The organism is Pirellulales bacterium (genome assembly GCA_019636335.1).
Taxonomy (GTDB): Bacteria; Planctomycetota; Planctomycetia; order Pirellulales; family JAEUIK01; genus JAHBXR01.
Map to the genome: position 1 here is coordinate 259824 of JAHBXR010000001.1, position 19703 is coordinate 279526.

Annotated in this window: 17 protein-coding genes; 10 read left to right on the top strand and 7 right to left on the bottom strand. The window is 64.0% G+C overall.

Features of this window, described 5'->3' with window-relative positions; translation table 11 throughout:
* The first annotated feature begins 26 nt into the window (after positions 1 to 26).
* The 4 genes from KF708_01075 (at position 27) to KF708_01090 (ending at position 4295) form a co-directional block, all read left to right on the top strand.
* The gene (locus KF708_01075) at positions 27 to 1406 is read left to right on the top strand and encodes an NAD(P)/FAD-dependent oxidoreductase (GenBank protein ID MBX3411279.1); all 1380 of its coding nucleotides are present in this window, start codon (positions 27 to 29) and stop codon (positions 1404 to 1406) included.
* A 2-nt stretch (positions 1407 to 1408) separates the two neighbouring features.
* Positions 1409 to 2860, top strand: coding sequence for an NAD(P)/FAD-dependent oxidoreductase (locus KF708_01080; GenBank protein MBX3411280.1), 1452 nt, complete (start codon positions 1409 to 1411; stop codon positions 2858 to 2860).
* Positions 2857 to 3300: a beta-hydroxyacyl-ACP dehydratase gene (locus tag KF708_01085; protein MBX3411281.1), complete on the top strand. Its 444-nt coding sequence runs from the start codon at positions 2857 to 2859 to the stop codon at positions 3298 to 3300. The genes KF708_01080 and KF708_01085 overlap by 4 nt, the downstream gene beginning before the upstream one ends.
* Before the next feature lie 188 nt (positions 3301 to 3488).
* Positions 3489 to 4295, top strand: a complete 807-nt coding sequence (locus KF708_01090) for an SDR family oxidoreductase (protein ID MBX3411282.1) — start codon at positions 3489 to 3491, stop codon at positions 4293 to 4295.
* A 51-nt stretch (positions 4296 to 4346) separates the two neighbouring features.
* Here the strand turns inward: KF708_01090 and KF708_01095 are convergent, their stop codons facing one another.
* The 3 genes from KF708_01095 to KF708_01105 all read right to left on the bottom strand — a co-directional run bounded on the left by KF708_01095 (position 4347) and on the right by KF708_01105 (position 5941).
* Positions 4347 to 4775: an ATP-binding protein gene (locus KF708_01095; protein MBX3411283.1), complete on the bottom strand. Its 429-nt coding sequence runs from the start codon at positions 4773 to 4775 to the stop codon at positions 4347 to 4349.
* A 225-nt stretch (positions 4776 to 5000) separates the two neighbouring features.
* Positions 5001 to 5354: an STAS domain-containing protein gene (locus tag KF708_01100; GenBank protein MBX3411284.1), complete on the bottom strand. Its 354-nt coding sequence runs from the start codon at positions 5352 to 5354 to the stop codon at positions 5001 to 5003.
* A gap of 167 nt (positions 5355 to 5521) precedes the next feature.
* Positions 5522 to 5941: a hypothetical protein gene (locus KF708_01105; GenBank protein ID MBX3411285.1), complete on the bottom strand. Its 420-nt coding sequence runs from the start codon at positions 5939 to 5941 to the stop codon at positions 5522 to 5524.
* Positions 5942 to 6374: 433 nt separating this feature from the next.
* On the opposite strand from KF708_01105, the gene KF708_01110 reads away from it, so the two are divergent.
* Positions 6375 to 7253, top strand: coding sequence for a hypothetical protein (locus KF708_01110; protein MBX3411286.1), 879 nt, complete (start codon positions 6375 to 6377; stop codon positions 7251 to 7253).
* A 34-nt stretch (positions 7254 to 7287) separates the two neighbouring features.
* Here KF708_01110 and KF708_01115 read toward each other — a convergent pair whose 3' ends face one another.
* Both KF708_01115 and KF708_01120 read right to left on the bottom strand, forming a co-directional pair.
* Positions 7288 to 7641, bottom strand: a complete 354-nt coding sequence (locus KF708_01115) for a hypothetical protein (protein MBX3411287.1) — start codon at positions 7639 to 7641, stop codon at positions 7288 to 7290.
* Positions 7642 to 8149: 508 nt separating this feature from the next.
* A complete protein-coding gene (locus KF708_01120) occupies positions 8150 to 8458 on the bottom strand; it encodes a hypothetical protein (GenBank protein ID MBX3411288.1) in 309 nt (102 codons plus the stop codon).
* A gap of 385 nt (positions 8459 to 8843) precedes the next feature.
* On the opposite strand from KF708_01120, the gene KF708_01125 reads away from it, so the two are divergent.
* From KF708_01125 to KF708_01145, 5 genes are all read left to right on the top strand, one after another.
* On the top strand, positions 8844 to 9533 hold the full coding sequence (locus tag KF708_01125) for a hypothetical protein (GenBank protein ID MBX3411289.1): 690 nt from the start codon (positions 8844 to 8846) through the stop codon (positions 9531 to 9533).
* Positions 9534 to 9583: 50 nt separating this feature from the next.
* Entirely contained in the window at positions 9584 to 10981 is a 1398-nt protein-coding gene (locus KF708_01130; protein MBX3411290.1) for a hypothetical protein, read from the top strand.
* A gap of 280 nt (positions 10982 to 11261) precedes the next feature.
* Complete coding sequence (locus tag KF708_01135) at positions 11262 to 12737, top strand: Do family serine endopeptidase (protein ID MBX3411291.1); 1476 nt, start codon at positions 11262 to 11264, stop codon at positions 12735 to 12737.
* Positions 12738 to 12933: 196 nt separating this feature from the next.
* Positions 12934 to 15801, top strand: a complete 2868-nt coding sequence (locus KF708_01140; GenBank protein MBX3411292.1) for a DUF1553 domain-containing protein — start codon at positions 12934 to 12936, stop codon at positions 15799 to 15801.
* Between the two features lie 17 nt (positions 15802 to 15818).
* The gene (locus tag KF708_01145; protein MBX3411293.1) at positions 15819 to 17264 is read left to right on the top strand and encodes a DUF1501 domain-containing protein; all 1446 of its coding nucleotides are present in this window, start codon (positions 15819 to 15821) and stop codon (positions 17262 to 17264) included.
* A 39-nt stretch (positions 17265 to 17303) separates the two neighbouring features.
* Here KF708_01145 and KF708_01150 read toward each other — a convergent pair whose 3' ends face one another.
* The gene (locus KF708_01150; protein ID MBX3411294.1) at positions 17304 to 17633 is read right to left on the bottom strand and encodes a DUF1805 domain-containing protein; all 330 of its coding nucleotides are present in this window, start codon (positions 17631 to 17633) and stop codon (positions 17304 to 17306) included.
* A 702-nt stretch (positions 17634 to 18335) separates the two neighbouring features.
* Positions 18336 to 19673, bottom strand: coding sequence for a DUF58 domain-containing protein (locus KF708_01155; GenBank protein MBX3411295.1), 1338 nt, complete (start codon positions 19671 to 19673; stop codon positions 18336 to 18338).
* Positions 19674 to 19703 lie beyond the last annotated feature (30 nt).

Here is a 19703-nt window from a genome sequence, read left to right on the forward strand (position 1 = left end):
GTTGTGTCCTTGCTGCCGAGTGCGACATGTACGACACCATCATCATCGGCGCCGGCATGTCGGGGTTGGCCGCGGGCATTCGCCTTGCGCACTACGATCAGCGCGTCTGCCTGCTCGAACGCCACACGACGATCGGCGGACTGAATTCGTTCTATCGCCTGGGGGGCCGGAATTTCGATGTCGGCCTGCATGCGATGACGAATTTCACCCCCAAGGGGGCTCGCAAGGGGCCGCTGGCGCGGTTGCTGCGCCAGTTGCGCTTTCAGTGGGACGACCTGGGGCTCGTGCAGCAGCTTGGCTCGCGGATCGCGTTCCCGGGAATCTCGCTCGAGTTCAACAACGACTTCGATTTTTTCCGCCAACAAGTTCACGCGCATTTTCCGGCGGAGAAGGACAACTTCGAGCGTTTGTTGACGCAGATTGCCGACTACGACGATCTGGAGCTGACGGTGGTCGATCGCTCGGCGCGCGAGGTGGTGGCCGGCTATCTGCGCGATCCGTTATTGATCGAGATGCTCTTCTGCCCGCTCATGTTTTATGGCAGCGCGCGGGAGAACGACATCGACTTTGGGCAGTTCTGCATCCTGTTTCGCAGCATTTACTACGAAGGTCTCGCGCGACCGACGGCGGGGATCCGTTCGATCCTCAAGCAGCTCGTGCGGCGCTTTCGCAGCCTCGGCGGCGAGTTGCGACTGCGAGCGGGAGTGAATCGGCTGCACGTCGAGAATGGAAAAGTGATCGGTGTGGTGCTGGACGACGGCACGGAGCTGATGGCCCGCAACGTCCTCTCCTCGGCAGGCTGGCTGGAGACGATGCGGATGTGTGACGACGTGAGCGCGCCGGACGAAAGCCGCGCCGGACAGTTGAGCTTCGTGGAGACGATCTCCGTGCTCGATCGCCTGCCGAGCACGCTGGGGTTCAACCACACCACGGTCTTTTTCAACGACTCGGAGAAGTTCACCTGGCAGCGGCCGACAGACATGGTCGACGTGCGCAGCGGCACGATTTGCTCGCCGAACAATTTCCACTACGAGGCGCAGCCCGAAGAGCCGATGATTCGCGTCACGTCGTTGGCGAATTACGACCTGTGGGCGGCCTTGTCCGAGCCCGAGTATCGCCTGGCCAAGCTGCACTGGTACGATCAGATCTCGGCCGCGGCGGCACGGGTGATTCCCGAATTCCGGGGCGCGGTGATCGACACCGACACCTACACGCCGACGACAATCCGTCGTTTCACCGGCCACGTGAATGGCGCGGTCTACGGCGCCGCTCGCAAGGTATACGACGGCACGACGCACCTGAAGAATCTGTTCTTGTGTGGGACGGATCAGGGTTTTGTCGGCATCGTCGGGGCCCTGCTCAGCGGCATCACGATGGCCAATCGGCACCTGTTGCGCGAGGCATGAAAATGTCCAAAGATTTTCTCAAAGGCGCCCGCGACGAGTACGACGTGGTCGTGATCGGTAGCGGTTTGGCGGGACTCACCGCCGCGAACACCTTGGCCAAGAGCGGTCAGAGCGTGCTGCTCGTCGAGCATCACTATCAGCTCGGCGGCATGGCCACCTGGTTCAAGCGGCGCGGTGGTCACATTTTCGACATCTCGCTGCACGGCTTCCCGGTCGGCATGGTCAAGAGCTGCCGCCGCTACTGGACGCGCGAGATCGCCGATTCGATCGTGCAGTTGCAGAACATTCGCTACGACAACCCGATGTTCTCGCTGTCGACCACCTTCACGCGCGAGGATTTCACCCGCCTGCTGCGCGAGAAGTTTGGCATCGAGCAGGCGACGATCGAGGCGTTCTTCGACGCCGCCCGGGCGATGAACTTCTACGACGATCAGCACCTGACGATTCGCGACTTCTTCGAGCGATTCTTCCCCGGTCGCGAGGATGTCGTGCGGCTGCTGATGGAGCCGATCACCTACGCCAACGGCTCGACGCTCGAAGATCCGGCCGTGGCATATGGCATCGTCTTCTCGAATTTCATGTCGCAGGGGGTCTACACGTTTTCGGGAGGCACCGACCGGCTCATCACGCTGATGCAGGCCGAACTGCTGAAGAATGGGGTCGATCTGCGTATCCGGGCCGAGGTCGAGAAGATTCACACCGCAGGGGGGCGCGTCTCGGGCGTGACCGTCAACGGGCGCTTCATTCGCGCCCGATCGATCGTCTCGAACGCGAATCTCAAGCAGACGATTTTCCGCCTGGTGGGAGAAGAGCAGTTCGCGCCCAGCTTTGTCGAGGAAGCCAAGGGGGTGCGGCTCAACAACTCGAGCTGCCAGGTCTACATCGCGCTGCGTCCGGGCGAGCCAATCGACGAGTCAAACGGCGATCTCCTGTTCAGCTCGACCGCGCCGTTGTTCCGTACCGAGGCCTTGTTGAGTCGCGACATCACGAGCCGGACCTACTCGTTCTACTATCCGCGCACGCGGCCGGGGAGCGATCGGTCTCTGGTGGTGTCGAGCACGAATGCCAACTACCACGACTGGGCCTCCCTCTCCGAAGAGGATTATCAGGCGAGCAAGCAGGATCTGATCGAGACGACGCTCGACGCGCTCGAGAAGTACGTGCCCGACATTCGCGCGAAGATGGACCACGTCGAGGCCTCGACTCCGCGCACCTTCGAGCATTACACGAAGCACTTGCACGGCGCAAGCTTCGGCACGAAGTTCGAGGGGCTGGCCGTGAGTCGGGGGCTGCCGCAGCAACTGCCCGGCCTCTTTCATGCGGGGAGCGTGGGCATCATCATGTCGGGTTGGCTCGGCGCGATGAACTACGGCGTCATCGTGGCGAACGAGGTCGATTCCTTCCTGCTCGAGAAAAGCGGTAGCTCGACGCAAGTCGCCGCCGGCTCACCATGACGCGCGACGCCATCCTGGCCGCCATTCCCCACCGCGAGCCCTTCCTGCTGGTGGACGAAATCGTTTCGCGCGACGCCGAACGGATCGTCTGTCGCAAGACGTTCCACGCCGAGGACTGGTTCTACCAAGGGCACTACCCCGGGCAGCCCGTGACGCCGGGCGTGCTGTTGTGCGAGGCGGCGATGCAGGCGGGCGCGATCCTGCTCAGCAGCCTGGTCGATCCGGCCGAGGCGTCGCAGAAGGTTCCCGTGGCGACGCGGATGAACGACGTGCGGTTCAAACGCATGGTCCGGCCGGGCGAGACGATCGAGATCGAAGTGACGCTCAAGGAACGGCTGGCCGGTGCGTTCTTCCTCGAGGCCAAGGTAACGTGCCAGGGCAAAGTCGCTGCACGATTAGAATTCGCCTGCACCCTGGCCGATACCATCGCGGAGGCTTAAGAGAAATCGCTCCTGCTTCTACCCAGAAGGAACTAGAACTTCAAAAGACAAACAACTCTCTCTTCTATTACCTTCGCGCCTTCGCGGTAATCTTTTTTGCTCACCGCCAAGGCGCGAAGAACGCGAAGAGGTTCGATAGGTGGCTGCAAGCTGGTGTTCAGCCCATTCAGTAAATGGCCGGTCGCGTTATGGATTTTTTAGGATTGGCGGACAAAACGATCCTGGTCTTTGGCGTGGCCAATCGCAAGAGCGTGGCGTGGCACATCGCGCGGGTGTTGGACGACGCCGGCGCGTGGGTCGTCTATGTCGTGCGGAGCGAGGCGCGCCGCGAGAGCCTGGGCAAGCTGGCTCCCCAGGCGGAAATCTACGTCTGCGATCTCGAGCACGAGGAGCAGATCGCCCGGTTGCGCGAGGAGATCGGTGCCCGGCACCAGGTGATTCACGGCATCGTTCATTCGGTGGCCTGGGCCGGTTATGAAGGAGGCATGAAGCCCTTCCACGAGACGCCCAAGGAGTCGTTTCTCCGCTCGGTCGATATCTCGTGTTATTCGCTGTTGGCGGTGTCGCGGGCCTTTGCCGATCGGCTCGATGCGGATGGATCGGTGGTGACGATCTCGATCTCGACGACGCGCATGGCGAGTGAGAACTACGGCTACATGGCGCCGATCAAGGCGGCCCTCGATTCGTCGCTGGCCTTTCTGGCGAAGTCGTTCAGCCAGTTTTCGCGCGTGCGATTCAACGCCGTCGCGCCGGGGTTGTTGAAGACGTCGGCCTCGGCGGGGATACCGGGGTATGTCGAGTCGTATCTCTATGCCGAGCAGGCGACGCTGCGTCACCGCGCGCTCACGACCGAGGAAGCGGCCAACACGGCGGCGTTTCTTCTCAGTCCGCGCTCGAGTGGCATCAATGCCCAGTGCCTGGTGGTCGACGCCGGCATGAGCGTGAACTACTTCGATCGGGAATTGATCCGCCGCGTGATGCGGACCGAGGAATAGGCCCCACGGCGAAAGGGGGGCGGGCAAGCGGCGTTGGCGAAACAGGCCGTCTTACGAGTCGCGTTCGCGCTCTTTCTCGAGCACGACGACATTGCCGCTCTCGTTGTACTCGACGCGCGACATGAAGCTGCGCATGAGCATGATGCCGCGACCGCAGGGGCGATCGATGAATTCCTCGTCGGTGCAGTCGGGCACGGCGTCGGGGTTGAACCCGGTACCTTCGTCCTGCACCTCGACATAGATCCGCTCCGACGAGATCTTGCAGCGGACCTGCACCTGCTTGTGGCAGTCGAGGCAGTTGCCGTGCTTGATGGCGTTGACGACCGCCTCTTCCAGGGCGAGGTGGACGCCGAAGACCTCGCGTTCCGACCAGCCGTGCGTGGTTAGCTGCCCAAGCACCTCTTGGAGCAATTGATGGCCGGCGCCATGCTCGCTGGGGATCGTGCGTTCGGTTTGCCAGAGCCAGGCTTTTTGGGACATGGGCATCGCGCCGGTGCGGATCGGATGTCAGGCACGCTCGGTCGAGAAGTTCGCCCAGGCGAGCGAGTCAATGGCCCCCTGCCACAGTCGGATGCCGCGGGTGGCACCCACGGGACGCCCTGCCGATCCCTGTCACGTTGGATGGCCAGGGGGGCGGGAGCGTCCTACTCTTACTCCATACGTCGATACTCTCGTCGCTTGGCGCCGCGCGGGGCGGCTCCCCACTTAGAACGCCGCCAGGGCGTCTGCTTCGTCATCCTTGATATCGAACAGCTTGTTCAACTTCGTGATGGCGAAGACCTCGTAGATCTCTGGCCGGATGTTGCTCAACTTGAGCTTGCCGCCGTGTGCTTTCACTTTCTTGTCGAGCGTGATCAGCTTGCCCAGGGCGGCGCTCGACAGGAACTCGACCGAGGAGAAGTTGAGCAACAGCTTCTGGCGATGGTCGTCTTCGACCAGGCGAAACAGTTCGAGGCCCAACTCCTGGATATTGGCCTCGTCGAGGATCTTGCGATCGACGAAGCGGACGACAGTCACGTCGCCGACGTCCGATAGCTCGAGCCGGCGGTGAACGCCCATAGACGGAATCTCCCGTGTGCAGTTGCCGAGTGGCACTTCGCTCGGCCGATCGGCGTGATTTGTCGCAAAGTCTTTATGGAAATGATATTCGGGTCGGGGGGGGTGTCAAGCGCCGCTCCCGTAGCGAGGTGGGCACCACGTCCGCCGAGGCGTGTCGAGCCCACGGACTAGATGTTTTCGCTAGCGTCCTCGGCCTTCTGCACCGCGCGGCTCAGCAACAGGTAGCGAGCGCCGCGGAATTCCGTGATCAGGCCGCTGGCGGTCCAGTTGGTGGCGTCGGGGCTGTCGGCGACCTGTTCGGCCACCCGCTCGAGGCAGAGGTTTTCGAGTACCGAGAATCGGGCCCCGCTCGATTGGCACCGAAAGACCCACCGCCCGGCCAGCCGCAGGAACTCTCCCTGCTCGTCGTCGAGCTGCATGCCTTCGCGGTAGCGCTCGAGCAGTCGTTGCTGCTCGTCGACAGTGGCCGCGGTCTCGCGCTTCCGCAGATCGGCGCCCTGGCTCGACGAAGCGGCCGCCGTTGTAGTCATCGTACCGGCCACGGCCAAGGCCGCGCGGCCGAGAAGCGAACGTCGGGTGAGGTGCATGGTCAGTGGTCAGTGGTCAGTGGTCAGTGGGCAGTGGGCAGTGGGCAGTGGGCAGTGGGCAGTGGGCAGTGGGCAGGCAGGGGGCAGGCAGGGGGGCCCCTTCTGTTTCTTTTTCGGGCGGAGTTGGATGGCGCGCTTGGTGCTTGGTTCTTGGGCGATCCAATCGGACCTGGCGGGGGCGCAGGCGAGCGGACAGGCGATATCTTCGTTACGATCGGAAGTAGCGTCTCTTTCGCGACTCGTGTTGTCGCCACGCAACACGCCGTGCGGCAAACGCAACATGCTCGGGTCGATCGCGAATTGGCGCCACTCGCTCAAAGCCGTTGCCGCCACGCGGTTTGCCATCGTTACCGGCGAGCGAGACACGTGGTCGGCATAGCCTTTGCCAATTGGCATTTCTATGGTCGCATCAGATGCCAGGTCCCGAAATAGCATGTGGCCACCCACAAGGTGGCGAGGGCTCTTCGCCTGCGCGGCGCTGCTCGTGGCGCTGGCCGCGCGATCGGCGAGCGCCAACGACTCGATTGGCGTCGAGCTGCAAAGCGGTCGCCATTTCACGGCCGAGGTGGATGCCCGCACGGATCGCGACCAGCTCTGGCTCAGCTTCGGCAAGGCGAACGCCTCGCTGGCGCGCCCGGTCGATTGGGACCGCGTCGTGCGGGTCACCGACGCGACACGTAGTTACACAGCGGACGAGTTTCTGCCGATCGCGCTCGAACGCGCCGCCGCACAGGCCGAGGCGGAACGCGAGGCGCGACGAGACGCGACGGCTGCTGTTACGAGTCGCGCCGCTGACGTTGTGCCGGCGACCTACGTAGCCTCGGCCGAGAAGCAGCCTGTGCTACCACCGCAGGTCGCGCATCTGCAGGTCGATGCCTTCGTGGCAAACTGGGACGGCGACGTCGAACCTGACGGCGTGATGGTCTACGTTACGCCGGTCGACCGCTGGGGCAACTACGTGCCAGTCCATGGCAACCTGGTGGTCGAACTGTTCGGCGAGCGGCCGAAGACGCGTCCCGAGGGAGAGAAGTATCCACGGCTGGGACGTTGGAGTCGCCGCCTCACGCCCGACGACTTCGGCCCGCGCGGCGCGGTCGTGCAGTTGAAATTTCAGGCGATTCACCCCGAATTCGACCCGCGCATCACGTCGTACGGGCTGCTGCACGCGCGGTTGAACGTGCCGGGCTCGGGCACGTTCGAGACGTCGGTCTCGATGCTTCGCATTCGCCCCTACAGCGCCTACCGCGACTCGCTGCAGATGCATCGCGGCAAGCGTTATCTGCCCGTCGAACGTCTCGGCCGCCAGCGCTAACGAGAAATGCGCAGCGCGCAGCGAATCTGGGGGATCACGTGGCGCCCGGGCGCTTCATGGCGAGGCTGTGCAGGATCAGCACCGATCCGATCGACATGAGCGAGTAGCCGAGCCACTCGGGGGGGCGAACGGTCTTCGCAACGGCCGGCCCTGCTGCTGGTAGAAAGGCCACGGGGTTGGTCGCCTTCTGGCCGAATCGCTGAGAGAGAAAGCGGCTGAAGTCGGGGGTCAGCACCACCGAATCGACCAGGCGGAACTGGATGCCCAGGAAGAGCAGCACCAGGCCGATCAGGAAGTATTGATTGCGATTGATTTCCACCAGTCGAGTCCTTCTCGCGGGGACCGGACGGCGGCCGATCAGACAAGCCGCCAGGGGAAAGCGCAGCACGGGATGACATCCCCCATACTCCTTGGGCCATCTCCCCAAGGAGAGAGCCTTGGCTGCGGTAGAGAGTATCGTGCCGCGCGTGGGGCCAAATTCAGCGGGTGCCGCTTTATAGCGGTCTTGCCGCGGCCCGAGGTGGGGTGGCGCGCACGTTGCGGCCTGTGACGGCCACCGGGATGGCACCCGACGCCGTTTCGCCCTTGAAGCGAGTGGGTAGCAGACGATTCTGCGGAGCGGACTTGCGACTTGACGCGCGCGAGTCGCAGGATCGTCAGTGTCGCGTAGCGACACGAGGTTTAAGCGCACGTTGTCGTTCTTCGGCAACGAATTGAGAGGAGCCGAACAGACCTCTTGTTGTTGCGCAACACCGACGTCTTCGCGACTGGAGCGTGTTCTGCTCTGCCTGCGTGATGCGCGAAAACGTCTGGTACCCGCTTACCCACTTGCCCCGAATATAAAGGGGGCATGGCGTAGGGTGGCGCCGGTTGGCCGATGTGCTGATACCGAAGGCTTAGCTGCCTTCGTGGATCCCCAGATCCTGCAGCACCCCTTCCAATCCGCGGCGCAATCCGTCGCTGGCCTGATCGGTGAACAGGTCCTGCTTGCCGGCATGCACGACGGCCGCCGCGAGCGTCTTGTGCTTGGTCCAATCGCTGACACCAAAGCCACGCACGTCGTAATACATGTCGCTGAAGTTGGCCGACAGCTTCGGCACCAGCTCGAAGCCCTTTTCCGTCCGCAGCACGTGGTACTTCAAACCGACGTAGACCGAGGCTCCGCCAATAACACAGCCCAGCAACAGAGTTCCCAAGCGACTCATCGAGCAATCCCTCCTGGATCGCGACACTAGAACCAGGGCAGCCAGACTGCCCAACGGGGGTGGAATGGTACTCTGGGATGCCGTCGTTCAACAAGGCTGGTTTTGGCGGGCTGGAGAAGCCTATTGCTGTCCGCGCGGCCAATGAGCCTCGTTAAGGCATGATGCTTCCACGGTTTCCGGGCTTCCGTTGGGCGCCCTGGGGTCATTAGCAGCGCGGAGCGGGATAATTCGGCCGCGGGGCTAGTTTCGCCTGCCCCTGGTCGGCATCATGAGCCGGCGACACGCCTGCGATTTCCCCACCCGTGACTCGAGCCGCACACACATGTTCCGCACGGGCTTTCACGTATCTCCTTGGCGCGAGGTTCCCTCCGGAGAACTGCAAGCAATGTTGGTCGCTTCGGGGCTGACGGAGGTCGTCCTCGAAACGCCGTCTGACGACGCGTGGCCGTCGAAGGCCGACGATCAGCACGCGAGGGTGCGGGTGGCCGCCTTGCGGGTTTCGACACTCGACCAGGCCACGATTCGCGAAGCCTGCACCCTGGCATCGATGTGGGACGCCGAGACGCTGATCGTCCGTCCCACAGTCGAAGCTCAATCAGCAGCGTCCGAGCCGTCCACCTGGCGCGTGTTGGCAGCCGCGGTCGAACCGTTCGGCCAATCGATCGCCCTCGACCTGAGCGCGTGCCCCGAGTTCGACGCCCGGGCCATGGCGAAGCTGGCGAAATACGTGAACGACGAGCACGTGCGGCTCTGCTTTGATCTGGGTGCATACGCCGGCGCGCATCCGTTTTCGCACTGGGAAGTGGCGCTACAACGAGTGGTGCCGTATGTGGGGGTGCTGTGGCTCGCGGAGTTCAGCGGGACCCCGGGGGACGACGCGCGACCGCCGCTAGGCGAAGGGACGATCGATTATCTCCGCGCGGCTGAGATCGTACGGCCGATGCGCATGGATCCGCTGGCCGTGATCGACGTTGCACCCCCGCGACGCCGCCGCGGTTCGCCAGCCGAGGCCTGTGCTGCGGCCTTGGAACAAAGCGTGCTCCACCTGCAACGCTGCGGATGGTTTGACCCCTGAGTACGACGTTACACTGGTGGAGCACGTTTCCATCCGATGAGGTGCCCGCGATGAACGCTCCAATCTCAAGACGCGCCTGGTTGCAAGCGACGGGCACATTGGCTGGCGCCGCGATGTTGGGACGCGCGGGGGTTGCGCAGGAATCGCCGAATCGCTTTCGGCTGGCGACGTTTCGCGCGGACGTGACGGTGCCGATCGGACATCCCTTGATGGGCGGTGGCGTCCCGCCTGCCGCCATCGTCGACGACCCGCTCGAAGTGCATGGCCTCGTCCTCGGGGGAGTGGGGGAGCCGATCGTCGTGGCGAGCGTCGACTGGTGCGAGATTCGCAACGACGCTTACGACGCCTGGCGCTCGGCACTCGCCAGCGCGGTGGACACGCACCCGGGGCGCGTTCTCGTTTCGAGCGGCCATCAGCACGATGCGCCGGTGGCGGATTTAGCGGCCGAGCGGATCTTGGAGCAAAACCAGACGGTCGGCCGCATTTGCCACATCGATTTTCACCAGGAGACCGTTGCCCGAGTCGCCAAGGTGGCGGGCAAGGCGTGGCAGGGGGCACGGCCCGTCACGCATTACGGCACCGGGCAGGCACGCGTCGAAGGGGTCGCTTCGAATCGTCGTTGGCGCAAGCCGGACGGCACGTTGGCGTTCAGCCGCATGAGCCGCACGACGGATGCCGAGGCCCGCGCTGCCGAGGATGGAACGATCGATCCGTTTCTGAAGACGTTGAGCTTCTGGAATGGGGACGAGCCGTTGGCGGCGCTGCATGCTTACGCGGTGCATCCCATGAGCCGCTACGGCGAGGGACGCGTCTCGGCCGACTTCATCGGTCTGGCCCGCCGCCTGCGTCAGGCCGATCAGAAGGGGACGCACCAGATCTATTTCTCCGGTTGCAGCGGCAACGTCACGGCCGGCAAGTACAACGACGGCGCGCCGGCCGATCGCGCGATCCTGGCCGATCGCTTGAATCGTGCGATGGCCGCGGCCTGGGAAGCGACGTCGCGACGGCCGCTCGAGTCGCTCGAGTTTCGCAGCGCGCCACTGCGGCTGGAACCGCGCGATACGCCCGGCTTCACGCGCGACGATCTCCACGCGCGGCTCAAGAACCACGACCGGCCCTTCGAGCAATGCCTGGCCGCCTTGGGGCTGAGCTGGCGCGAACGGGCCGATGCCGGTTACCGGCTCGACGTGCCGGCGGTCGATCTGGGGGACGCCCAGTTGCTGCTGCTGCCGGCCGAGTCGTATGTCGAGTATCAACTGTTCGCGCAGCAGACCCGCCCCGACAGCTTCGTCTTTACCGCCGGCTATGGCGAATGTGCTCCCGGCTACATTCCGATCGAAGAACGCTGGCGCGAGAAGGACACGAATCTGGGGGACTGGTGCTGGGTGGCCGAAGGGGCGGAGCCGGCGATGCAGGCAGCGATTCGTCAGTCGTTGGGGGTCGTCTGAAGCGGAGTCGAGGCTAGGGTTTGCGTCGGATGCCGGGCTGCGGGGCAGGCCCTTTGTGGGGCCGGGGCGTCCAGTTCGCGGCCATTCCTGCGCGCCATCGCAAGAATCGGCCAAGTTTGGTAACTATCAACTAGCCATGCACCTGAATCCAGGCTCGCAGCGTCGTGCGGCCGGCGAGGGGGACCTCGTTCGTGACGGATCGAACCGGCCCGCGCCCTGCCCCTGGTGGTTTGCCGATGAACGAGCTTTCGTCGGAATTGAGGACGGAGGAGTAAAAGTGATGCCTAGAATCCAACTTGTGCCCGCCAAATGGCTGGTTCGTGGGACGATGTCCCTGGTCATGTTCGCCCTGGTGGCCGTTTCGCCAGCGGTCCACGCTCAGGATGCGAGTGAAGCCGCCGCGCATGCCAAGGCACTGTCGAAGGCGTTTCGCCTCGCGGCCGAAAAGATGCTGCCCACGGTCGTCAAGATTCGCACGCAGGCGTCCCCCGCTAGTCTCAAGGACCACGGCGACGTCGAGAATCCCTTCCGAGGCACTCCGTTTGGCGACCTGTTCGAACGCCAGCTCGAGCGAATGCCGGCGCGCGAAGGGGTCGGCTCGGGGGTGATCATCGACTCGAAGGGGACCATCCTGACGAACAATCACGTCGTCGAAGGCGCCGATGAGCTGACGGTCGTCCTGGCCGACGGTCGCGAGTATAAGGCAATCAATCCGAAGACCGATCCGCAAACCGACATTGCCGTGATTCAAATTGAAGGGGCCGGATCGCTGCCGGCGGCCGCGCTGGGGAACTCCGACGAACTGGAGATCGGCGATTGGGTCATCGCCATCGGCAGTCCCTTCGAACTCGAACAAACGGTGAGCGCCGGCATCATCAGTGGCAAGGGACGCGAGCTGGGGGCCGTCGAGCGGGCCAAGTTTTTGCAGACCGACGCGGCCATCAACCCGGGCAACTCGGGCGGTCCCCTGGTGAATCTCGATGGCGAGGTGGTCGGCATCAACACGGCCATCGCCTCGAGCAGCGGGGGCTATCAGGGCATCGGTTTTGCCATTCCGATCAACACGGCCAAGTGGGTCGTCGGGCAACTTATCGATCGTGGCAGCGTGCAGCGCGCTTACCTGGGGGTGCAGATCCGCGAGTTGAATCTCGATGTGGCCGAGCAATTGGGGCTCGCTCGCAATGCGGGCGTGCTGGTCGCTCAGGTCATCCCCGACTCGCCGGCCGATGAAGCCGGCTTCGTCGATGGCGATCTGATCGTGCGCATCGCGGGGACCGAGGTGCGCAAGCCGCGCGATCTGCAGGAAATCGTCGAACGGATGCCCTTGGGAAGCCGTCAGGAGGTGCATGTCCTGCGCGCTCGACAGCCGGTTGTGCTGCAGGTCGTGCTGCGCGAGATGCCCAACGAAGTGGCCAAGACGGCCACACCCGCCGGACGGCGTACCAGCCCTTCGACGGGGCGGCACGTGTCGAATTCGGCATTTGGGCTGGCGGTGGCGGAATTGACGCCTGAACTGGCTGCTCGGCTGGGGTACGAGGACGTGACCGGCGTGCTGGTGACGGAAGTGACGCCGAATGGTCTGGCCGACAAGAAAGGCCTGCGGCCCGGCACCCTCATTCGTCGCATCGGCGACAAGCAGGTGACAGGGTTACAAGATTTCGAGCAGGCCCTGGAAGGTACTACACCGCGCAGCGGTATCGTCGTGCTGATTCGCCTACCCAATGGGGCGCAAGACTTGATCGTGCTCAAGCAGTAGGCCGGCGCGCGGGTACGCTGGGTGGCGCATGACAGACGCCACCCTCGGCGAACATAAAAAATGCTGCCCGATCGATCCACATTCGAGTATTCTGACGGGTACGGTTGACCGCCCCAGTCTCCTGGTTTGCGGATCGATGTCAGACCCAGCAGGCGCGTTCGTTCGAAATCCTCGCGGTGCCAGGACACCTGGCATCGTGGCGCTGGTTTATTGCGCCATCTGCTGCTTCGCCAGCCCCGCCCGGGCCGACGATCCCCAAGCGGCGGGGATCGAGTTGTTCGAAAAGCGCATTCGTCCCGTGCTCGTGAGGCAATGCTACGAGTGTCACTCGACCGATTCCAAAACGATTCGCGCCGGCCTGTTGGTCGACTCGCGCGAGGGGTTGCGCGGCGGGGGGGATTCTGGTCCCGCGGTCGTGCCGGGCAAGCCAGACGAGAGCCTGTTGCTCGAGGCCTTGCGTTACGAAGGGTTCGAGATGCCCCCGTCGGGCAAGCTGGCCGACGACGTCATCGCCGATTTCCAGAAGTGGATCGAGCTCGGAGCGCCCGATCCGCGCGACGCCGGCCAGCCGGCGCCAGAGGTGACCGATCCGCTCGCCGCGCGCGACTACTGGTCCTTTCAGCCGATCGCGATGCCTGACGTTCCTCGGCCGAAGCAGGAAGCCTGGGGGGCCGGCGATCTCGATCGCTTCGTGCTGGCACGTCTCGAGGCCGCGGGGCTCGCGCCCGGTGTGGAAGCGACCGCCCCGCAGCTTGCGCGGCGCGCGTATCTCGATCTGATCGGGCTACCTCCTACGGTCGAAGAATTGACGGCGTTCGAGACGTCCTTTGCCGCCGATGCCGAGCGGGCGTGGAGCGACCTGATCGATCGGTTGCTCGCCTCGCCACGCTATGGCGAACGTTGGGGTCGACACTGGCTCGATCTGGCCCGGTATGCCGATTCAACGGGGGGTGGGCGCTCGTTGCTCTTCGGCAGCTCGTGGCGCTATCGCGACTACGTGATCGAGTCGTTCAACGCCGATGTTCCCTACGATCGGTTTATCGTGGAGCAGATTGCCGGCGATCTATTGTCGGCAGAGGACTATCGCGAGCGGCAGCGGCAGATCGTCGCCACGGCGTTCCTGGTGCTCGGTCCGACAAACTACGAGGAGCAGAACAAGCGTCAGTTGCGGATGGACGTCGTCGACGAGCAGATCGACACCGTGGGGCGAGTTTTTCTGGGCATGACGATCGGCTGCGCCCGCTGCCACGACCACAAGTTTGATCCGATCCCCACGGCCGATTACTACGCCCTGGCGGGGATTTTCCGCAGCACGCACACGCTCGTGCATGCGAACGTCTCGAACTGGGTCGAGCGCGAGCTACCGCTGGAGCCGGCCGCGCAGCAGGCGTGGGACGATTACCGGCACCAATTGGCCGCCTCGACCGAAGGCGTGGAAGCGCAACGCGTACTGGTAAAGAAGCGGCGCGCCGATTTGCCCATCGTGACGCTCGACGACAGCGACGCGAAACTGGTGGGCTCGTGGCAAACGAGCGCGAGCGTCAAGCCCTATGTCGGCGATGGCTATCGCTATGCCAGCGGCAAGCAGGCTTCGGCCTTGTACGAATTGGCTGGACGCGTGAAGCCGGGGAGCTACGAGCTGCGCGTCTCGTACACGCCCCATGCGAATCGCAGCAAGCAGACGAACGTCACCGTCCGCCACGCGGCGGGCACCACGGAAATCACGCTCGACCAGACCAAGCCGCCGGCCGTCGAGTCGCTGTATGTCTCGCTGGGCAAGTTTTCGTTCACGGCGGAGTCAGATGCGGCCGTCGAAATTGCCGCCGCGGACGAGGGGGGAACCGTGGTGGTCGATGCCGTGCAATGCCTGCCGGCCGCCGTGCCGGATACGGCACGCACGGACGATGCCGGGCAGGAGGGAGACGCCGTCGGGGGAGAAACCTCGAAGTCGGACGAGCAAGACTTTGCCGCCGAGCTGGCGGCACTTGCCGACGCGGAGCGGGACTTGGCGGCTGCCGAGAAGCAGCTCAAGAAATTGAAGTCCGCCGCGCCCCCCGCTCCACCCAAGACGATGGCCATCGAGGACGAGCAGGAGACGGGGGATTACCAGGTTTGCATTCGAGGCAATATCGATCGCCTGGGAGAGGTCGCGCCGCGCGGCTTCCTGAGCGTGGTCGAAGGGGATTCGGCTACGGCGGCGATTCCCCCCGGCGCGAGCGGTCGCTTGGAACTGGCTCGCTGGATTGCCCGATCCGAGCATCCCCTTACGTCGCGGGTCATGGTGAACCGCGTGTGGCAGCATCTTTTCGGGCAGGGGATCGTGCGTTCGGCCGACAACCTTGGTACGACGGGGGAGTTGCCCTCGCATCCCGAATTGCTCGACTACCTTGCGACTCGCTTCAGCGCCGAGGGATGGTCCGTCAAACGGTTGATTCGCGAGATCATGCTCTCGCGGACCTATCGTCTGTCGAGCGAGCCGCGCGACGAGGTGTTGACCATCGATCCCGACAATCGTCTGCTGGCGTATCAGAATCGTCGACGGCTCGATGCCGAGGTGATCTACGATTCGATTCTGGTGCTCGGCGGCAAGCTCGACCTGGCCGAGCACGTTGGTTCCACGGTGCGCGAGGGGACGAAGAGCGAGTACGGCTACTCGTTCGACGTGGGCCTGCGGGGGGTGTATCTGCCGGTCTTTCGCAACAACCTGCCGGACCTCTTCGCCGTATTCGATTTTCCCGACCCGAACCTGTCGATCGGAACGCGGACGACGAGCACGCTGGCGACCCAGGCCTTGTTCTTGATGAACAGTCCCTTCGTCGTCGAGCAAGCGCGCGGGGCGGCTGAATCGCTGTTGGCGGTCGAAGGGCTCGACGACGCGGCGCGACTCGATGGGTGGTATCGGCGCGCCCTGGCGCGCGCCCCCAGCGAGAAAGAACGCCGGCAGGCGCTCGAGTTTTTGCGGCAGGAGGCCGAAGTAGAGGCGAGCGCCGAACGCGCGCTCGAGCGCTGGTCGGCCGTGTGTCATGCGGTGCTGGCGAGCATCGATTTTCGCTACGTGGATTGAGTGAGGAGATTTCCAGCATGGCCTGCGAGCATTCGGTGGCGAACCGTCGGCGTTTTTTGGGCACGGCTGCCTGCGGATTCGGTTCTCTGGCCTGGGCCGGACTTTGCGTCGAAGCCCGGGCGCGCGATGCTCAGCGTGCCGCACCGGTGCTGAACCCGCTGGCCCCGCGCGAGGCGATGTTTCCGGCCCGGGCCAAGCGGGTGATTTTTCTCTTCATGCAGGGGGGACCCAGTCACGTCGACACGTTCGATTACAAGCCGGCGCTGGAGAAATATCACGGCGAGAAGCTCGACTTTCGCGATGCCCGCAAACTGGCGCAGAGTGGCACCTCGGAAAAAGAGACGGTGCTGAAGTCGCCGTGGAAGTTCCGCCAGTATGGCCAGTCGGGGCGCTGGGTTTCGGAACTGTTTCCGCACATTGCCCGGCACGTCGACGACCTGTGCTTTGTCCACAGCCTGCACACGCAGGGGGTGGCGCACGGCCCGAGCACGCTCTTCTTGCACACCGGCGCGATGAATCTCGTGCGTCCCTCGGTCGGCGCCTGGATCACGTATGGCCTGGGAAGCGAGAACGAGAATCTGCCCGGCTTCGTGACGATCAATCCCTCGTCGGGCAATGGCGGTCCGCGGAACTACTCGAACGCCTTTCTGCCGGCGTGCTATCAGGGGACCGCGATCGGTCGGGCGGAACAGCCCGCCGCGGAGGCGCGCTTCCGGCATCTAGGCAACGAACTGCTCGCCGCCGACCAGCGACGGGCACGTTTCGAGCTGCTGCAGGGGATGAACCAGGCGCAGCTCGCCTCGCGCGCGGCCGACGACGAGGCGAACGCCGTGTTCAGCTCGTTCGAGTTGGCATGGCGCATGCAGAGCGAGGCGCCCGACGTGGTCGATCTTTCGAACGAGACCGCGGCGACGCTGGCCCTGTACGGCATCGGCGAGAAAGTGACCGACGACTACGGCCGGCAGTGCCTGCTGGCGCGGCGGCTGGCCGAGGCGGGGGTGCGCTACATCCAGGTCAACTACGGCGATAACAGCTCGAATCCGCGTTGGGATCAGCACAGCAAGATTCATCTGCACGCCGACCATGCACGCGCCACCGACAAGCCGGTCGCCGGGTTGATTGCGGATCTTAAGGCGCGCGGGCTGCTCGAAGATACGCTCGTCTGGTGGGGAGGCGAGTTCGGCCGCAATCCGTTCGCCCAGGGCACCGACGGCCGCGATCACAATCCCAGCGGCTTTACGCATTTTCTGGCCGGGGGTGGCACGCGTACCGGCTACGCCCACGGCGCGACCGACGAGTTCGGCCACGAAGCGGCCATCGCCAAGGTCCACATGCACGACCTGCACGCCACGCTGCTGCACCTGCTGGGGCTCGACCACGAGCGGCTGACGTTCAACTACGCGGGGCGCGATTTCCGACTGACCGATGTGGAAGGGCGCGTGGTGCCGGAGCTGTTTGCGTAGGTCGCGCACCACGTGCGCGGCGATGGAGCCACTTTGCCCCTACTCGGTCAGCATGCGATCGAGCGCTTCGAGGCCTGTCATGCCGGGGACGATGCCCATCTTTCGCGCGGGCTCGCTGACTTCGACGATCTTGGCCTCGAACAAATCCTCGGCGTGGACGAGTGGCTTGGCGGGCGTGCCACGGGCGATGGCGACGGCGAGATTGAATTCGCCGGCAATGTCGACGTCGTAAATCCCGCAGCCGATCAAGCCACGTCCCGTGTGGATGGCGCAGTATTGACCACCTTTCCAGCGGCAGCTCATGCCCAGTGCCTCGCCCCGTTCGGTCTTGATCACTCGTTGATCGACCTGTGGAAGTTCGACCGGCATGCTCGTGTTTCCTTGTGGTCTTGGCCCGCTCGCGTTGTCCGTACTTCCTTGATAGCCCGATGGAGAGTGGTTCGCAAGTCACAGGCTTGAATGGCTGCGGCAGCGTAGATCACGGGTTGGATAAAAAGAATCGCTTCCACGGAAGGCGATTGAGAGTAGAAGCGGGAGCAGAACTGTTTTCTGGACTGCTCGACATTCTAGTATCGTAGCCACATGTCCCGCTTGAGGAGTCGCCGTTCGACAGCGACCGGCCTTCCGTACGGTGAGGAGAAGTGGGTCGCACGCCTGTCCCAGAAGCTCAACCTGGACCTCACGATCCGCCCCCGCGGCCGACCTTCCAGAGAATAGTATTGCCCCCTTTTCAGTATCCACGAATCGGTCACGCGCGCCGCTGGGCGGAAAAGGTTCATCGTCCGCTCGCAGAAGGGTCAGAGCTATTTGTTGGACAGGCCGGTTGACGTATTTGATAGCGTAGCCGCATGCCACGCCCCTTACGGGCGATCGACGGCGGCCTCGTCTGTCATGCGATCCATCGTGTCGATCGTTGGCAGCATGTGTTTCACCAGCCTGCAGGTTTACTGGGCTTCTTGCATGCCTGCTGCCAGCGTGTCTCAGCGGGGTACGTCGATCACATGCCCACCCCAAGTGTGTTGTGGGCATAGCACCGTGATCCGCTAACTTGCATCCGACGATGAGGAGCCCTTACAGCAGGTGCCGGGCTTTGATTTCGAGATAGCGATTGATCAAGGGGGCAGTTAGATCTTCTGGGAAGACGTCGAGTGCGAGGACGCCCCGGCCTGTGAGATCGGCCAGCACTTGCGATCGCCACAGCAACAATTCGGCCGCGGCGCCGGCGCGGAACAACTCGGCTCCCTGTGGTTCGCCGGCTACGTCGACGGCCGAGAAGACGCTGTGGTCGCGCAACAGCACGCCCAGCGGTAAATGTCGCCCGACGAGATTACCAAGGTAACGCTCGATCTGGTTGCTGTTCACCTCGTCGATGACGTTGGTGATCAGGATGACGAGCGAACGCTTGCGGCATTGCGCCGCGAGGTAAAGGAACGCCTTGTCGTAGCGCGATTCGACCAGGCGAGGAAACCGGTCGAACGAGGCGTGCAGCAGGCGGTTCATCTGGGCGCGACCGCCCCGCGGCGGGACGAAGGTGTGGATCTCGTCCGAGAAGGCGATCATGCCGACCGAGTCGCCGCGGTTGAGCGCGACGTAGCCCAGCATGAGCATGGCGTTCAAGGCATGGTCGAGCAGGCTCAGCCCCTCGGCCTGATTGGTCATCATGCGCCCACAATCGAGCAGGAAGATGACGCGCTGACTCTGGTTGGCCTGAAAGTCGCGTACGGTCAGCTTGCGGCGGCGGGCGGTGCTGCGCCAGTCGATGTGCCGGGGATTGTCGTCGGGCGTGTAATCGCGCAAGCGTTCGAATTCGTTGTCCTGGCCGATGCGGCGCGTGCGGCGCACGCCCAGCAGGCTGAGGCGGTTCGTGCGCGCGAGCACCGCGTACTGCGAGACCTGCTGCATGTCGGGATAGACGTGGATCACCGACGGAACGGCATATTCGAGCTGCCGCCGCCACAGTCCCCAGCGGCTGCGGACGCGCACGAAGGTGGTCTCCAGCCGATAAGCCCCGCGACGCTGGCTCGTCAGGCGATAGTTCACCGTCGCGCGGCTGCGGGCCGGCAGATTCACGTCGAACCGATCGGGGGTGGGCTCGAGCCGGTCGGGCACGCCGTCGCGAATGGCGAGTTGCTGCCGCCGACGCGAGTGGTTGGTCACCGTCAGCGTCACCGGGTGGGGACGGGCCAGCGAGGCGGTGCGCAACGTCTGCCGCTCGACGCTCAATTGCTTCTTGCGCGGTAACGTAAAGAGATCGAGGGTGGCCAGGAGCACGATGGCGCCATCGGCCACGAGTAGCGGCGGCATCAGCGTGGGCGTAAAGACGAGGCCCGCGGCGAGGATCGCCGGCAGCAACCCCAGCGCCACCAGCGGCCAGTTGGGAAACGCGCGCGCAAAGTAGCCCACGAGCATCAGCGCGACGATGAAGCCCAAGAGCGGTAG

Bases quoted from the DNA above. Each gene is read 5' to 3' on its own strand.
- KF708_01130 (MBX3411290.1), top strand. From the start codon at position 9,584: ATGAACGCTCCAATCTCAAGACGCGCCTGGTTGCAAGCGACGGGCACA.
- KF708_01085 (MBX3411281.1), top strand. From the start codon at position 2,857: ATGACGCGCGACGCCATCCTGGCCGCCATTCCCCACCGCGAGCCCTTC.
- KF708_01080 (MBX3411280.1), top strand. From the start codon at position 1,409: ATGTCCAAAGATTTTCTCAAAGGCGCCCGCGACGAGTACGACGTGGTC.
- KF708_01110 (MBX3411286.1), top strand. From the start codon at position 6,375: ATGTGGCCACCCACAAGGTGGCGAGGGCTCTTCGCCTGCGCGGCGCTG.
- KF708_01135 (MBX3411291.1), top strand. From the start codon at position 11,262: ATGCCTAGAATCCAACTTGTGCCCGCCAAATGGCTGGTTCGTGGGACG.
- KF708_01125 (MBX3411289.1), top strand. From the start codon at position 8,844: ATGTTGGTCGCTTCGGGGCTGACGGAGGTCGTCCTCGAAACGCCGTCT.
- KF708_01095 (MBX3411283.1), bottom strand. From the start codon at position 4,775: ATGTCCCAAAAAGCCTGGCTCTGGCAAACCGAACGCACGATCCCCAGC.
- KF708_01090 (MBX3411282.1), top strand. From the start codon at position 3,489: ATGGATTTTTTAGGATTGGCGGACAAAACGATCCTGGTCTTTGGCGTG.
- KF708_01100 (MBX3411284.1), bottom strand. From the start codon at position 5,354: ATGGGCGTTCACCGCCGGCTCGAGCTATCGGACGTCGGCGACGTGACT.
- KF708_01145 (MBX3411293.1), top strand. From the start codon at position 15,819: ATGGCCTGCGAGCATTCGGTGGCGAACCGTCGGCGTTTTTTGGGCACG.
- KF708_01105 (MBX3411285.1), bottom strand. From the start codon at position 5,941: ATGCACCTCACCCGACGTTCGCTTCTCGGCCGCGCGGCCTTGGCCGTG.
- KF708_01150 (MBX3411294.1), bottom strand. From the start codon at position 17,633: ATGCCGGTCGAACTTCCACAGGTCGATCAACGAGTGATCAAGACCGAA.
- KF708_01075 (MBX3411279.1), top strand. From the start codon at position 27: ATGTACGACACCATCATCATCGGCGCCGGCATGTCGGGGTTGGCCGCG.
- KF708_01120 (MBX3411288.1), bottom strand. From the start codon at position 8,458: ATGAGTCGCTTGGGAACTCTGTTGCTGGGCTGTGTTATTGGCGGAGCC.
- KF708_01155 (MBX3411295.1), bottom strand. From the start codon at position 19,673: ATGCTCGTGGGCTACTTTGCGCGCGCGTTTCCCAACTGGCCGCTGGTG.